General features: G+C 68.1%; 12 protein-coding genes and 1 pseudogene. 5 read left to right on the top strand and 8 right to left on the bottom strand.

Annotated features, from left to right (window positions below):
- Nucleotides 1-163: 163 nt before the first annotated feature.
- A complete protein-coding gene (locus WMF17_RS44145) occupies nucleotides 164-1345 on the top strand; it encodes a hypothetical protein (RefSeq protein ID WP_437646912.1) in 1182 nt (393 codons plus the stop codon).
- Nucleotides 1346-1815: 470 nt separating this feature from the next.
- Here WMF17_RS44145 and WMF17_RS44140 read toward each other — a convergent pair whose 3' ends face one another.
- The 3 genes and pseudogenes from WMF17_RS44140 to WMF17_RS44130 all read right to left on the bottom strand — a co-directional run bounded on the left by WMF17_RS44140 (nucleotide 1816) and on the right by WMF17_RS44130 (nucleotide 3742).
- Complete coding sequence (locus WMF17_RS44140; RefSeq protein WP_437646910.1) at nucleotides 1816-2637, bottom strand: hypothetical protein; 822 nt, start codon at nucleotides 2635-2637, stop codon at nucleotides 1816-1818.
- A gap of 201 nt (nucleotides 2638-2838) precedes the next feature.
- A pseudogene (locus tag WMF17_RS44135) lies at nucleotides 2839-3408 on the bottom strand (hypothetical protein); the annotation flags it as partial.
- Between the two features lie 79 nt (nucleotides 3409-3487).
- Nucleotides 3488-3742 carry a hypothetical protein gene (locus WMF17_RS44130; RefSeq protein WP_437646908.1) on the bottom strand — a complete coding sequence of 85 codons (255 nt, stop codon included), beginning with the start codon at nucleotides 3740-3742 and terminating at the stop codon, nucleotides 3488-3490.
- Nucleotides 3743-3771: 29 nt separating this feature from the next.
- Here WMF17_RS44130 and WMF17_RS44125 point away from each other — a divergent pair, with 29 nt between their 5' ends.
- The 4 genes from WMF17_RS44125 to WMF17_RS44110 all read left to right on the top strand — a co-directional run bounded on the left by WMF17_RS44125 (nucleotide 3772) and on the right by WMF17_RS44110 (nucleotide 7605).
- Nucleotides 3772-4737, top strand: coding sequence for a DUF4365 domain-containing protein (locus WMF17_RS44125; protein ID WP_437646906.1), 966 nt, complete (start codon nucleotides 3772-3774; stop codon nucleotides 4735-4737).
- 221 nt (nucleotides 4738-4958) lie between these two features.
- The gene (locus tag WMF17_RS44120) at nucleotides 4959-6413 is read left to right on the top strand and encodes a hypothetical protein (RefSeq protein WP_437646904.1); all 1455 of its coding nucleotides are present in this window, start codon (nucleotides 4959-4961) and stop codon (nucleotides 6411-6413) included.
- Between the two features lie 17 nt (nucleotides 6414-6430).
- The gene (locus tag WMF17_RS44115; RefSeq protein ID WP_437646902.1) at nucleotides 6431-7231 is read left to right on the top strand and encodes a transposase; all 801 of its coding nucleotides are present in this window, start codon (nucleotides 6431-6433) and stop codon (nucleotides 7229-7231) included.
- 197 nt (nucleotides 7232-7428) lie between these two features.
- On the top strand, nucleotides 7429-7605 hold the full coding sequence (locus WMF17_RS44110) for a hypothetical protein (protein ID WP_437646900.1): 177 nt from the start codon (nucleotides 7429-7431) through the stop codon (nucleotides 7603-7605).
- 150 nt (nucleotides 7606-7755) lie between these two features.
- On the opposite strand, the gene WMF17_RS44105 is transcribed toward WMF17_RS44110, so the two are convergent.
- From WMF17_RS44105 to WMF17_RS44085, 5 genes are all read right to left on the bottom strand, one after another.
- Nucleotides 7756-9210: a sensor histidine kinase gene (locus WMF17_RS44105; protein ID WP_437646898.1), complete on the bottom strand. Its 1455-nt coding sequence runs from the start codon at nucleotides 9208-9210 to the stop codon at nucleotides 7756-7758.
- A 198-nt stretch (nucleotides 9211-9408) separates the two neighbouring features.
- On the bottom strand, nucleotides 9409-10440 hold the full coding sequence (locus WMF17_RS44100) for a hypothetical protein (RefSeq protein WP_437646896.1): 1032 nt from the start codon (nucleotides 10438-10440) through the stop codon (nucleotides 9409-9411).
- Nucleotides 10437-11105 carry a hypothetical protein gene (locus tag WMF17_RS44095; RefSeq protein WP_437599560.1) on the bottom strand — a complete coding sequence of 223 codons (669 nt, stop codon included), beginning with the start codon at nucleotides 11103-11105 and terminating at the stop codon, nucleotides 10437-10439. Before WMF17_RS44095 ends, WMF17_RS44100 begins: the two co-directional genes overlap by 4 nt.
- 274 nt (nucleotides 11106-11379) lie before the next feature.
- A complete protein-coding gene (locus WMF17_RS44090; RefSeq protein ID WP_437599559.1) occupies nucleotides 11380-12567 on the bottom strand; it encodes a glycosyltransferase family 4 protein in 1188 nt (395 codons plus the stop codon).
- Nucleotides 12564-13925: a phenylacetate--CoA ligase family protein gene (locus WMF17_RS44085; protein WP_437599558.1), complete on the bottom strand. Its 1362-nt coding sequence runs from the start codon at nucleotides 13923-13925 to the stop codon at nucleotides 12564-12566. Before WMF17_RS44085 ends, WMF17_RS44090 begins: the two co-directional genes overlap by 4 nt.
- Between the last annotated feature and the right edge of the window lie 303 nt (nucleotides 13926-14228).

Raw genomic sequence — 14228 nt, 5'->3', positions numbered from 1 at the left:
CGCTGAATCCGGAGCGAACCGTCAGACCGCGGACATGGCGAGCCCACGCGCCGCCTGCGTTCCGGCCGCCGTCCCCCGCGGCGCTGGCGCGAGGCTCTCGGGGGCGCCCGAGCATCGGGCGAGCTGCCCCATTGGGCGAGCAGCCCGGTGCTATCGTGGGGCGATGCGGTACCGCGATGAACGGGACGCGCTGCGCGGGCGCGTCGACAGCCTCGAGGAGCAGCTCGCGGCGGCCAGGAAGGAGCTCGAAGGCCACCGGGACGACGATCGGGCGGCGCGCGTCGAGCAGATCGAGCGGCAGATGGCGGAGGCCCATCGCGTGCTCGACCAGCTCGGCCGCGAGCTCGACGCGGTGCGCGGGGGGCCGAGGCGCTCGCTGGCCGTGCCGATCCTGGCGATGCTCGCGGGCCTGGGGCTCTGCGCCATGGTCGCCGGCTACGCGCTGATGCGGCCGGCGTCCGACGCGATCGTCGACGTTCCGGGGCCGGTCCCCGCCGTGCCGGCCGAGCCTGTCCCCGCGCCGCCTTCGCCCACGCCGGCGCCGCCGGAGCCGGCCGCGCCGGCGCCCGAGAGGCCGTTGCGGCGCGCGACCGCGACCTGGAGCGCGGCCGTCACGCGCGCCACGGGGCTCCCCCTCGCGGCCGGCGCACGGTGCACCGTCGAGGCGGAGCTCACGAGCGCGGGCGACGACATCCGCGTGCCCTCGCTCGAGGTCGTTTGCGGCGGGAAGCCGATCTATCGATCGCGCGATCCGCTCAACGGCATGTCGATGTTCAGCAGCGGCGTGGAGGAGGACTCCGGCGCGGAGCCTGGCACCCAGGTTTATGCCCTCTCGTACGAGGACAAGGGCTCGCGCGCCGGGGATCGGGCCGAGGTCTCGCTCGACAGCACCCGCAAGGCCGGCGCCGTCTGGCGCGACTCGGCGCCCGCGTACCGCGTCGAGCTCATGCTGGCTTACCAGAGCCCGCCCGTCGCGGGGGAGCCGCTCCTCGACGTCACCCGGATGGCGCTGCGCCGGTCCGGGCGCGTCACCGAGTCCACGGGACCGAGCCCCGCCAAGGCGGGCGCGAGGTGCGCGCTGCAGGTCTCGCCGCTCCCGCGAGGCGGCAAGTGCCTCACGCGCCTCGCGTGCGGCGGCCGCGTGCTCTACGGCGCGGGCACGACCGGCGTGTCCGAGTGCACGGTGGAGGGGGACCAGGTCGTCCGCGTCCACGACGGGAACACGACCCCGAACGGCGGCGATCCGGCGTTCGACCTCGACGTCGCCACGGGGCGTGTGACCGTGAAGGACGACGTGGGTGGCGCCACGTGGACCGTGGGCGTGAAGCTCGATCCGACGTCCTGAAGGAGGCACGGTCGTCCGAGGCGAAAACCTTGTACAAGTTCGAGACCCCGGGGGTCGACCGAGGCCGGAACCTTGTACAACTTCGAGACGCCGAGGGTCGGACGAGGCCGCAGCCTTGTACAAGTTCGAGACGCCGAGGGTCGGACGAGGCCGCAGCCTTGTACAAACTGAAGGCCGGCAGGGTCGGACGGGGCGGAAACCTTCTACAAACTGAAGGCGCAAAAGTCGGCCGAGCCTCTGACCTCGGCTGAGCCGAACAGGGGCAGATATTCCGAGTCCGTGCCCCTGAACGAGCCGAAGGGATCCGAGGTCGTCCAAGGCCCCGTGCACGCGAGCGGCGCGCGGGGTGAGGGACAAGGACTGGCCTCCGCGCGGAGCACGATGCGCCGGCCCTCACCCAGCCTGCGAGCGCTGCCGCGGCGCCACGAGCAAGAGCGAGCGGCGCAGCAGGCTCCTTTCGAACGCGGCGGCTACTGCGGCACGTCCGGGACCGGCGCGTCGGGCTCGATCTCGGGGAGCGCCTCGTCGTCGTCCTCGGCCGGCTCGCCCTTGCTGCTCTTGCCGGCCGCGCGCCGGGCGACGGCCTGGCGCAGGCGGTCCAGCGGGGCCAGCGCCGCGCGCGCTGGCTGGACCGTCTCCGGCCTCTCGCGATCGACGCTGGCCACGACCTGAAGCAGGTAATCGCCGATCGCGCCCACGAGCTCCCGGAGCGGCTCGCGCAGGGCCGCCACGTCCGCCGGCGTCTCGTGCGCCTTCGTGATCCCCAGGGCCTCGCCGTACGCCTCGTGGGCGGCGCGCACCTCGGTCAAAAACTCAGGGCCCGTGATGGCGACAAGGTCCTTGCCGAGCGCGTCGTCCTCGGCGATCCGGCCGAGGAGGGCGCTGCTCTCGGCCCACTCGAGATCCATCGAGAGCGTGAGGAACTCGAGGCCTTCCGGGAACAGCACCCCCGAGATCTCCCTGGCTCGCTCGGCCCTCGGGTGCGCGTCGACGGGCAAGAGGGCACAGGCATCGACGCGCATCTTCAGGGCGGCCCAGGCGGTATCGACACGGTGGTCCGCCTTGGCCTTGCTCGCGGGCTTCGGGGCGCCGGCCGCGCGCCGCTTCTGGTCCCACGCCTTGGTCATGGCGAGCGTCGCCTTGCGCACGACGCGCGCCGTGCGCTTCATGCCGCCGGTCGCGTCCCTGGGCAGCGCCGAGAGGAGCGCGATCGAGAGCGCGACGGCCTGCCGCACATCGAGCTTCGGAGGACGCAGGTATGGAGTCGGATCGAAAGAGATGGGCTTTGCCACGAAATACCTCCCTTGCCTGTCAAGTCATCATGGGCAAACGGACGGCGTCAAGCGATTTTGGTGTCCTCCAGGGACCCCCTGGGAAGGGTCGCGACGGCAGCCTGCCGGAGGATCTCGGGAAAGGGGTCTCGACGTCGAGCTGCCATCCCGGCGCCAGGCGCTCCGCTGCCGCTGCGCTCGTGGGCATGAGCAGGAGCACGATCACAGCGACTCGGGGAACCGCAGCGTCTCCACGGCGATGCCGTCCTCCCCTCGGATCTCGCCGGCACCCCGATCCCAGCTCACGCCGCCCGGGCCCGGCGGCCCCAGCTCGAAGGTGACGCCCTCCAGCGTGAGTTGGTCCTCGTCGAGGTAGACGATGCCGATCGAGTCGCCGCCGCGCCCCGGGCCGCCGTGGCCGCCCTCGCCGCCCATGCCCCCGTTGCCGCCGGGACAGGACCACGTGCCGTCCCCCACGGCCCCGCCTGGCATGCCTCGGCCGCCTGCGCCACCGCTCGCGGGGGCGCCCCCATCGCCGCCCCAGCCGCCGCCCGTCGTGAGGATCGCACTGTCGCGCACCGTCACCTTGGCATGGAGCGCGACGAGGCCGATGCTCGGGTAGCCGTTCTCGCCCCCTCGGCCGCCCCTGCCGCCACATCCGCCGGCGCCTCCGGAGCCGCCGCCGGCGCCTCCCTGGGTGGCCACGCCGCACACGCTGAGCCCGCCGCGCCGTCCGCCCCCTCCGCCGCCGCCTTGCCCCGGCATGCCCCAGCTCGCTGCTGGGCCCAGCCACCCTTCGCCGCAGACCGCTCTTGCTCTCGCATCGCGTCGCGAATCTACGGCGACGGCGCGCACCACGCGAGGATGGGGTCTACAGGACGGATACGACCTGGGGGACGCCGAGCTCCGCGTGCTCGACCTGGGGGACGCCGAGCTCCGCGTGCTCGACCTGGGGGACGCCGAGCTCCGCGTGCTCGACCTGGGGGACGCCGAGCTCCGCGTGCTCGACCTTGGGGACGCCGAGCTCCGCGTGCTCGACCTTGGGGACGCCGAGCTCCGCGTGCTCGACCTGGGGGACGCCGAGCTCCGCGTGCTCGACCTGGGGGCGCCGCGCTCCTGCCGGCACACCGAGCGGCGGGGTAGAATCCCGCCGGCATGCCCAAACGCACCTCGTCACACACGACCGCAGACACAGCAGTAAATCAAGTAGAGGCACTGTTCCTAGCAGCAGGCTGTGCATGCGAAAAAGTAAAACAGGATTACGGAGAAGACCTGCTCATCCAACCATCACAAAACAACAACATCGAGCCATTTCGAATCTGGGCTCAAGTAAAAGGCACCACCGGAACACGCAGCCCACATAAGAAGTCAGACACCCACAGCATACCCATCAAGATAGCGCACCTACTAAAGTGGCTACGCTCTCCCGAGTACACTATCGTAATTCTCTGGAACACCAAAACCAACTCCGGACTCTACTGTGTCCCAATAATGACACTTAACGAGCACCAGTTGGCCAAATCTGGCAGAGAGAAAACTAAGCTACATTTCAAGACCGCGGCAGTACTCGACAAGAATTCGGCCAAACAGATCGTGTGGCAAGCACGCGTCGAGTACTACAGCAACCTTTTCATCGCCGTCGAGACCGCCGCATCCGTCGCAGCAAAGTTCGAAGACAACAACGACGAAGAAGACAAAGATTCCAGCTACCGCTTGATGCAACTAGCCGGAGAACTACTGTTAAAGGCGGAGGCTATTGAAGCAAGCGGTGTCGACCGTCACAAATCGGTAATTCAATTTCCGAGCAACAAGATCATCTATTTCACAGCAAAGTTCAAAAAATACCTATCGGATGCAGTCAAGGAGAGGGACGATTCGCTGTCCGGAGAAGGGCTCATCACCACTGCATCCATGCACGCCGTCCTAACGTGGTTTTGCCACCTCACGAACACCGGCGTTCCGCACCACGTGCTAGTCCACTGCACGACGTTCGTTGCAGCTCTACTCACCGGCGTCGCAGAAGAGACTTCGACGCTACAGCGTAGGCCAACGCGAACGTCTTCAAGGGCCGCTACGAGCTCTGGTATCACCCTCGGTAAACGACAACGGCGCAAGCCGTGACACGAGAGCCTTCGTATGGTGCCACGCTTCGCCAGCTTTGGGGACGCCGAGCTCCGCGAGCTCGACCTGGGGGACGCCGAGCTCCGCGAGCTCCAGCAGCGCCCGAGCCTCCCTGCCGGCGTGCTCGCGCCCGCGCGCGGTCCGGCGCCACGTGGACGGCGGTCGCGTCGGCGATACAGGACGTCGTAGCTGTCGTCATCAACAAGTTGTACAGTCGCCTCGTGGCAGTTATTGAAAAATCCAGCGGACTGACCCCATCCGAAAGATACCTGAAGCAGCTTTGTGAACACAGCTTCCTAAGCCTCTGGAGCTATCCGAACCTGTTCCGAGACCAGGGAGGTGGACACGAGATCTGCGACCTACTCGTGGTCTTCGAGAACGAAATCATTATTTTCTCGGACAAGTCATGCGCATTCAAGGAGACGAAAAACCTTGAGAAGGACTGGAGCAGGTGGTTCCGCAGCGCGGTTTCGGAATCCGCAGACCAAATCTTCGGAGCCGAGCGATGGATCAAGAAGCACCCCGACCGGATCTTCCTCGACAAACGCTGCACTCAGAAGTTTCCGCTCGATCTATCCAACCCGTCTCGGTTTCGATTCCATCGCATTGTCGTCGCACTTGGCGCCGGTGAACGTTGCAAAAGAGAGCTTGGCAACGATGGCAGCCTCATGCTGATACCGAAGCGCTCAGACGGAACTCAGGTCCCATTCAATGCCCCTCTATCGGTCGGGTGGGTTGTACCGGGGAAACCCTACGTTCATGTACTAGACGACGTTTCTATTGACGTAATTCTGAGAGAACTCGACACGGTCGCAGACTTCACCAAATATCTTCGCAAGAAGGAAGACTTTATCACATCCGGCCGTTTATCATTTGCTCCAGGCGAGCTGGATCTGCTCGGCCTGTACCTTCGCACAATGCGCGACGAAGACCACAACTTCCCGACTCATGATGTCGATATAGTGGCCATTATGGATGGCCTGTGGCAGGAACTTGTCGAAAGCCCGGAATTCAACGCAAAGAAACGTCGCAACGAGATATCCTACCTTTGGGACAAGCTCATAGAAGGATTTGCGACACATCTGCAAGCTGGCACCCTCGCGGTAGGACAAGACCTTGGTATCCAAATGATAGAGCCGGGACTCCGGTTAATGGCCTCCGAATCACGCCTAGCTCGACGGATGCTCGGCGACGCCCTCCACGATTTGTTTTGTAAGACTCCGGCGTCTGGCAACAACACCCGCATAGTTACCTCGCGCGACCGCGAAGAGCGAGCCTATGTCTTGTCTTTAGCCAGCAGCCATGGGTACTCGGATTACAGCAAGTACCGCAAAAATCGCGAAACGCGCCTTCTTGCCTACGGCCACGTAGCAAAGCACTTGCGGCCTAATCTTCAATACATCGTTGGTATCGGCACAGAGCCCGCCGGTTCTGACGGAGCCTCCAAAGACCTCCTCTACCTCGACGTACGGACTTGGACGCAGGAGCAAGACGACCGTGCCCGCAAGCTCCACAAGGAAGTTGGACTACTGAAGAGGGCAAAGTTCACCCACACGAGAGAGAACGAGTTCCCAGATCCTCGGCGACCCGTTGTGACGATGGCCGAAAGGAGATCACTCCGCAACCAGAAGAAGCGGGAACGACGAGAGCGGGCGGGCAATAACAAAAAACGTTGAGCCCGCTCGAAGCGTGCATGCAACTGTCGCTCTTCGGCGGCACCTTTGTGCACCTCGATGAGGACGGCGCCCCCCTCGCAGAGGCGGACGACGAGGATCGCTTCCGCCCCCGGGGCAAGAGCCCGTGGGCCGGTGAGGTGGCAGGCTTCAACATCCATGCGGGCGTCACGAACCGCGCGGGGGATCGCGCCGGCCTTGAACGGCTGTGCCGCTACGGCGCGCGCCCGCCCTTCAGCCTGGAGCCCATCTCGCTCGTGCCCGATGGCCGCGTCGCGTACGGTCTTCGCAAGCCCCGTCGCAACGGCGCGACTCACCTGGTGCTGGCGCCCGTGCATTTTCTGGCGCGCATCGCGGCTCTCGTGCCTCCACCCCGGTATCCGTTGCTGCGCCTTTCCGGCGCGCTCGCGTCGGGCTCGTCGTGGCGAGCCGCCGTGGTGCCTCACCGGCCCGCGGCGACGGGCATCCCGGTGCCGGAGACGAAGACGAAGACGAGCGCGACGGCGCCACCGACCTGCGCCAACGACATCACGGCGCCACCTCCCGCGGCTACCTGGGACCCTCCGGCGAGCGCGCGCACCAGCCTCGGCGACGGCATCGTCCTGCCCGTCTACGCACGCATCGACTGGGCTTCCCTCATCCGCCGCGTCTATTTGGACGATGTGCTCGCGTGTCCGTGCGGTAGGCGCCGGCGGGTCGTCGCCGACATCGGTCAACGTGCGCAGCGCGAAGCCATCGTGGCGCTCCTGACCCATCTCGGCATCCCCACCGAGCCGCCGCCCATCGCCAGGGCCAGAGACCCGTCGTTCGACGCGGCGTGAGCCTCTCGGCCTCGTCCCTCAGCGTGCCGCTCGCGCGTGGCCGTTGGCCAACCTCTGCCCGCTGCTCGACCCCATGCGAGCGGCGCCCTCGTTCTTGGGCCTTTTTGTCCCACGCGCATCCCCGATCGCCAGCCCGCGTTCGTGGCCCGCGCCGTTCTGCCTTTCGTGATCCGGCCGGCTCGTCCTAGCCTCCCGGCGTGTCCGAGTGCACGGTGGAGGGGGACCAGGTCGTCCGCGTCCACGACGGGAACACGACCCCGAACGGCGGCGATCCGGCGTTCGATCTCGACGTTGCCACGGGGCGGGTGACCGTGAAGGACGACGTGGGTGGCGCCACGTGGACCGTGGGGGTGGTGCTCGATCCGAGCGGCTAGTGGGGCGACCCGCCCCGATGCCATCCTGGTCATCTCGGCGTTTCCACACCGGGCCCGAATTGGCACAACGGGGGGCGAGCATCGTGAGCCCGCGCAGCGCCCAGATATCGTTGGAGCACGCCTCGTCATCGGGGTGCCGTCTCCCGGAGTTCACGCGCTGGTGCTGGAGCCGATCTCGGACGCGCGCGTTGCCTCGGTGCTCGCGCTGGGCAGCTCGAACCAAAAGAGGCTCCCCTCGCCCACGACCGTGCGGAGCCCCACGCGGCCGCCGTGCGCCTCGGTCAGGCGTTTGACGGTGGCGAGGCCCAGGCCCAGACCCGGCACTCGGGCGCCTTGCGCTCGGACGTGAAGCTCGAACACCACCTGCTCGAGGGCCGGCGCGACGCCGGGCCCCGTGTCCTCCACCTCGATCCGCACGACGTCTCTCTCGTCGAGCACCCGGATCACGACGCGACAGACCGCCGAATCGCCGAGGTACTTGAGCGCGTTGCGGATCAGGTTGGCGAGGATGCTGGTCAGCACGCCGGGGCTCGCGGCCACCGCGCACGGGGCGAAGGGCTCGACGCGGAGCTCCGCGCCGAGCTCCACCGCGACAGGGACGAGCTCGACCATGAGATCGTCGATGACGGGGCGCACCTCGGCGCGCGCGCCCGGCTCCGGCCTCGCGCCCGCACGAGCGAACTCCAGGAGCCCGTCGGTCGTGCGCTTGACACGCGCGATGGCCTGCCGGCCCCGTTCGAGCGCCTTTCGTGCCGGATCTCCCTCGCCGCACCGCCGCAAGGCGAAGTCCAGCGAGAGCGCGACCGTTCCGAGGGGGCTGAGCACGTCGTGCGCGACCCGGCCGGCGAACTGCTCGAGCTCATCCGCTCGACGCTCCAGGAGCACGCCCTGCCGCCAGAGCAGCTTCACATGGCGACGGATCTGCACGGCGGCCGCCGCGCAGGCCAGCAGCGCGAACGTCACGCTCGCCGTGTTGAGCACGAGCGCGATCCGACGAGAGCGGACGCGGTTGGCAGCGATCTCGATCGCCAGGCGACGTGCATGCTTCGCGTTGAGCTCGATGCTCGCCATCACGGCCTCGCTCGTCGCGTCGAAGTCCGCTCGCAGCGTGTCGTCCACGAGCTTGTTGGCCGCGTCCGTATGGCCGTTCGCCAGCAGCGAGAGGACCCGGTCGGCGTCCAGATCGAGCTTGCGGAGCTCCTGAGCGACGGTCTGCCACTGCTTGAGCTCTCCCGGATAGACGGGCATGCCGAGGTAGGCGTCGAGGCTCCGGGATAGATTGTCACGCGCCTCCTCGAGCTCGTGGCGATCGAGCGGGCGGCCTAGCGCGACGTCTTTGACGAGGTCGCTCAGGAGCGCCTGGGTATGCCTCAGCTCGGCGCGCGCGGTCGCCAGGAGCATGATGCTCGGCGTGGCGTTCTCCGCCAAGCTCATGGCCGCCGCGTCGATCTCGGCGGCTCGGTGCTCTGCGTAGCCGGCCGAGATCACGAAGCTCGCGATGGCGACGAAGAACGCGACAAATAGCGACAGCAGGATAGACGGCAGCCGCTCGAGCATAAGAGAAGACTTCGACCTCGCCGGGTCCTTCCGCCGTCGCATCTCCATGCCGGGATGCTGCTCCGCCGTCCGCCCGAGCGCAAACGCGGGAAGAGCGCCGGAGCCACGGCGGATCGCCCGCGCTGCATCGGCGGATGTTCCCTGGGCTCGTGTCGAGCGGTGATAAAAGCGCGACCGCTCTGGTCGTCGTCCTTGTCTTCCTGGGACGACCCGTCGCCGCCGTGACGACGGGCGCCTTGGGTAAAGCTACCAGGGCCTCGGGAGGTGGTCGGCCATCGCCGCCCACGTCGTCCGCGCGGCGCGGACCGCCGCGAGCCAGTGGACCTGGTCCGGATCGCCGTCCCACGGCGGCGCCTCGCGCCAGCGCGCGTCCCAGTACTCGCGCGCTGCCGCCTCGGCCGTCGCGAGTTCGCTCTCGTCCTCGGGCGCGTCCTCGACGCGATCTGCAACGAACCGCCACGGTTCCGAGTCGCGGTGGCGCCGCTTCGACCAAGGGGGCGCAGGCTCCCCGTCGAGGATTCCGTCGCTGCTCCGGAGATAGGCCTCGTAGGCGCTCTGCGCCACCGCGTCGCGCCGGTGGATGGTGACCCAGTGCGCGCACGTCTCGCGGTACGCCTCGGCCCACGCGCGATCCTCCTCAGGCACATCATTGCGCCAGGCGCTCGCGTGGAGCTCGCGCAGTGCTCGCTGGCTCGCCTCCACGTCCTCGCGACTCGCGCCGCTCGCGCGCCATGCGGCCACGAGGGCTCGCTCGCGTTCTGCGCTCGGTCCCAGCAAGTTCGCCTCCGCCTGCTGGCGGTACCAGTGATAGGGAGGATCCACCATCCGGGGGATGTTCCTCTTCGTGGAGAAGGGTCTCTCGCTTCGTCCCAGCCGGAAGCCCCGCTGGAAGGCGCGGAGCGCCTCGGGGCCGTGGCCCTGGGCCACATCCTCGGCCGTCAGCAGCTTCCAGAGATAGGTCCTGTCCAGGCGCGCGAGCGCCTCGGCCTCCGTGGTGGGCTTTCGCTCGAGAGCCCCATAGCCGGCAACGAACGCCCGCTTCACGGCGGCGATCAGCATCGGCCACGGCGGGGCGGCTCTGCCGTCGACCCAGTGGTGGAACTCTTTCCGGTGCGCCTCGGCCCACGCGCGCTCCTCCTCCTCTGACAGATCGTCTCGCCATGCCGTGCCGCACACCTCGCCCAGGTTCTGGAGGTAGGACTTCCATTTTCGTGGGTCCTTGGTCCTGAACATGACCGACCCATTGCCCGCCTCGCGCGCGACGAGATACCGTTTCACGGTTGATCCCCGCCAGGAGGGTCTGTGGGCTCTCCGCCCGTAGGGAACGAGTCGGACGGTCTGGGAGGGCATCCCCAGCCCTCCCCTGCGCCGAGCGGGCAGAGGAGCGGCGCGAACCGAGGAATAGCCCACCCTGGAGGCGGCCCCGGAAGGGCGATCATGGCTTGGATGATATCATCCGATTCGATCGCATCTATATCGACGATCTTCGGATCCACCTTCTCGGGCTCGTATCGGAAATCCCATACATACTTGCACTCGATGTCGGTGTACGCGGGCAACAGATCCTTGATTTCGCCCTGCGCGGAAGGCACGACGTAGCGCGCAAACTCCTCAGCGCAAAAAATGTACGACGGCAAATCGGGCTTTTCCGTAAGACACTTGATCATATCACGAACAGTCATAAACTGATGCGGGCGGTCGTACCAACCGCTCCATAGCCCGCCCTCGTTGTCGCGGCAGATTACCTTGCCCACCTGGTCGTTCTTGTCCCTTGTCTCCAACCATTCCTTCGCCAGCTCGTTCATGGTCCAGCGCTTCATCTCCATCAGGCTGTCGTGCGGCATCGCCGCAATCTGACGTCTCAGCTCCGCGCGATCTTCTGGGTCCATGATCGAGCAGCCGACGACGAGCGGAACGAGCACGGCGACGCGCAGAGGTCTCATACGGTTCCCTCCTGAGCGTGGCGGACGCTACTCCGCGCCGCGTCGCCGGACAAGACGTCCCGCGGGCCGTGGAGCACGACCGACAAGGCATCCCGTGTGCATGGCGTCCGCAACGTCGCCCCTCCTGGGTCCCGCGCCTGCGGCGACGACGGCAATCACCAGCCTCGACGGCGAGCCGTGGCACAGCACCACCAGCGACTGCGTGCCGCGGGGACGAAACCGAACCCGGGCGTTCACCTATAAATCAGACGCTCGCTGTCGTGTTCCGCGGGAGCTACCCCCCGAGCACCTCGGCATACAGCTCTTCGTACGCCCGGACCATCCGGTCCACCCCGAACCGCTCGACCACCCGCGCCCGCCCCCGCATCCCCATCGCGGCGCGGTCTCCCCGCACCGCGACCGCCTCGAGCGCTCCCGCCAGCGTCTCCGGCGCGCCCGGCGCCACGAGCAGCCCCGTCTCGCCCTCCTCGACGATCTCCGGGTTGCCCCCCACCCGCGTCGCGACGATCGGCACCCCCACCGCCGCCGCCTCGATCAGCGTCAGCGAGATCCCCTCGGTCAGCGACGCGAGCGCGAACACGTCGAAGGCCGGGAGCAGCTCCGCCACGTCGCCGCGCGTCCCCGTGAACGTGACCGCACCGCCGAGCCCGAGCCGCGCCGCCTGCTGCTCGAGCGCCGGCCGGAGCGGGCCGTCGCCGATCAGCGAGAGGTGCGCGTCCGGCCGCACCGCGCGGAGCCGCACGAACGCCGCGAGCAGCGTCGCGTGGTCCTTCTCGGGCGACAGCCGCGCGACGCACCCCACGTGGTAGCCCGACGCCGGCGCCCCGAGCCGCGCCCGCGCCGCGCCCGCGTCGCCCGGCCGGAACACGTCCGTGTCCACGCCGTTCAGGATCGTCACCACCTTCGCCGGATCGACCCGCTCCACCTCGAGCGCGACAGCGCGGGCGTCGTCGCTCACCGCCACCACCCGGTCCGTCAGCGCCGCGGCCAGCCGGTTGACGAGCACCTTCCGCCTCTGCTTCGGGTAGTTGCGCCCGTGCTTCGTGTGGATGACGCGCGGCCCGCCGCCGCCCGGCAAGCTCACGGCCCGCGCGAGCCCCGCCGCCAGCGCGCCGTAGAGGTGCGGCCCCGGGTTGTGCGTGTGGACGAGCCGGATCCCCTCGCGCCGCAGCCACGCCGACAGCCGCACCGGCAGCCCCGGGTCGAGGCCCGGCCTGCGCGCGAGCACAACGAGCGGCACGTCGAGCCGCGCGAGCTCCTCGGCCAGCGCGCCGGGCTCGTGGAGCGCGCACACGACCGGCGCGAACCGGTCGCGCGCCGTCCGCTCGAGCAGCCGCAGCACCACCCGCTCGAGCCCGCCCACGTTGAGCGACAGCACGACGTGGGCGACCTTCGCGGGCTGACCCGGCGCGGCGCGCGGTCCCACGCCCCGCGCCGGCCGGACCTCGGGAACACCGTTCACGCCGCGGCCCCGCTGCCGAACTCGATCGGCACCTCGGACACGGTGAAGCGGAACTTCCCGCCCGAGGTGACCGGGATCTCGTCGACGAGCTGGACCCGGATGTCCGCCCGCTCGCCCAGGAACTGGCGCAGATCGCGCTGGATGGCCTCCGACGTCTCCGCCCTGTAGCTCTCGCCGGGGACGATCCGGACCGTGATCGCCCGCGACTTGTCCTGGTGGACCTGATACCGCTCCACCGTCGGGTTGTCCTTGAAGAAGTAGGGGAAGAACACGGCCGACAGGAGCTGGCCCTCCGGCCCGACGATCATGTCGAGCACCCGCCCCTCGACCGAGGCGAGCAGCGGCAGCCCGCGGCCGCACGAGCAGGACCTGTCCGCCGCGATCACCACGTCCTCGTTCTTGTAGCGGATGAGCGGCATCGACCGGCACAGGAGGTCGGTCAGGATCACCTCGCCCGGCTCGCCGGGCCGCGCGAGCCGATCGCCGCACTGGACCTCGACGAAGACGTTCTCGACGTTGAGGTGCTTGCCCTCGCGGCGCTCGCACTCCGCGCCGATCAGCATCATCTCCCTGCAGCCGTAGCGATCGTAGACAGGCGCCTGGAACGCCTTCTCGATGACCTCGCGCTGGTGAGGGAAGAGCCGCTCCGCCGTCGCGATGATCCCCTTCGGCGTGGGCAGCCTGCGCCCCGTCTCGAGCGCGTAGCGCGCCGTGTAATAAAGCGGGCTCGTGTAGCCGACAACGAGGTTGGGCTGGTAGCGGAGGATCTCGTCCACCACGCCCGCGAGCCGGGCCTCCGCCAGGTTCCACGCGCTGACCGTCTTCTTCCGGAGGAACGCCTCGTGCAGCGTGCGCTTCACCTTCTTCCAGCGGGGCTCGTGGGTCGGAATGCCCCAGATGTACAGCTCCTTGTCCCCGATCCGACCGCCGGCCCACGCGTCAGCGCGCAGGGCGGCGGCCTGACGACACTCGTAGGTCGTGTGATCGTAAAAGAACCGTGCCGGCTCCCCGGTAGATCCGCCCGTACCGCTCCGGAAGAGCTTGCCTTTCCACCCCTCGGCGATGAGCTCGTCGCCGTGTGCGCGTAGATCCGCCTTGGTCAGGATCGGAAAACGCACGAGATCGCCCGGCGCATGCACGTCCTTGACCCGCACCCCGTGCTCGGCGAAGCGTCGCCGGTAAAAGGGCACGTTCTGCTCGGCGAAGCGGAGGGTCGCCAGCATCTTGCGCCAGTTGAGCTCCCGCAGCTCGCCCTCCGGCCGCCACTGGGACCGCTGCAGCTCCTCGAAATACGTCAGCGTCGCCCTCCTTCGGAGTTTCGTCTCGTAAAGGGGAAAGAGCACATTCCGGAAGAGCATTGAATACATAACCCGACCGAGGATTCTTTCGGACCTCCGACCCACAGTCAAGCTGCGGCAGCCGGGACGCCGTCGTGCGCACGCCCGCGGGCGGCAACGGAGGAGTCGTGAAGGAACTCCACATCACGGCGTTTCCAGCGCAGGCGGTCAGCGGACACGACCGCTGACCGCGGCGCTCCGTCCGGCCACAGCGCGAGGCGCACGAGCGAGCTCGCCTTGCCACGGCGCCGCGCGCGGGCCGCGACTCGACGCCTTCGCCTTCACTCGCCTTCACTCGCCTTCAGTCGCCTTCAGTCCCCTTCA

The organism is Sorangium sp. So ce362 (assembly GCF_051519845.1).
Classification (GTDB): domain Bacteria; phylum Myxococcota_A; class Polyangia; order Polyangiales; family Polyangiaceae; genus Sorangium.
This window is presented reverse-complemented; position numbering and strand designations above follow the sequence as displayed.

Bases quoted from the DNA above. Each gene is read 5' to 3' on its own strand.
- WMF17_RS44145 (WP_437646912.1), top strand. From the start codon at position 164: ATGCGGTACCGCGATGAACGGGACGCGCTGCGCGGGCGCGTCGACAGC.
- WMF17_RS44085 (WP_437599558.1), bottom strand. From the start codon at position 13,925: ATGCTCTTCCGGAATGTGCTCTTTCCCCTTTACGAGACGAAACTCCGA.
- WMF17_RS44095 (WP_437599560.1), bottom strand. From the start codon at position 11,105: ATGAGACCTCTGCGCGTCGCCGTGCTCGTTCCGCTCGTCGTCGGCTGC.
- WMF17_RS44125 (WP_437646906.1), top strand. From the start codon at position 3,772: ATGCCCAAACGCACCTCGTCACACACGACCGCAGACACAGCAGTAAAT.
- WMF17_RS44115 (WP_437646902.1), top strand. From the start codon at position 6,431: ATGCAACTGTCGCTCTTCGGCGGCACCTTTGTGCACCTCGATGAGGAC.
- WMF17_RS44105 (WP_437646898.1), bottom strand. From the start codon at position 9,210: ATGGAGATGCGACGGCGGAAGGACCCGGCGAGGTCGAAGTCTTCTCTT.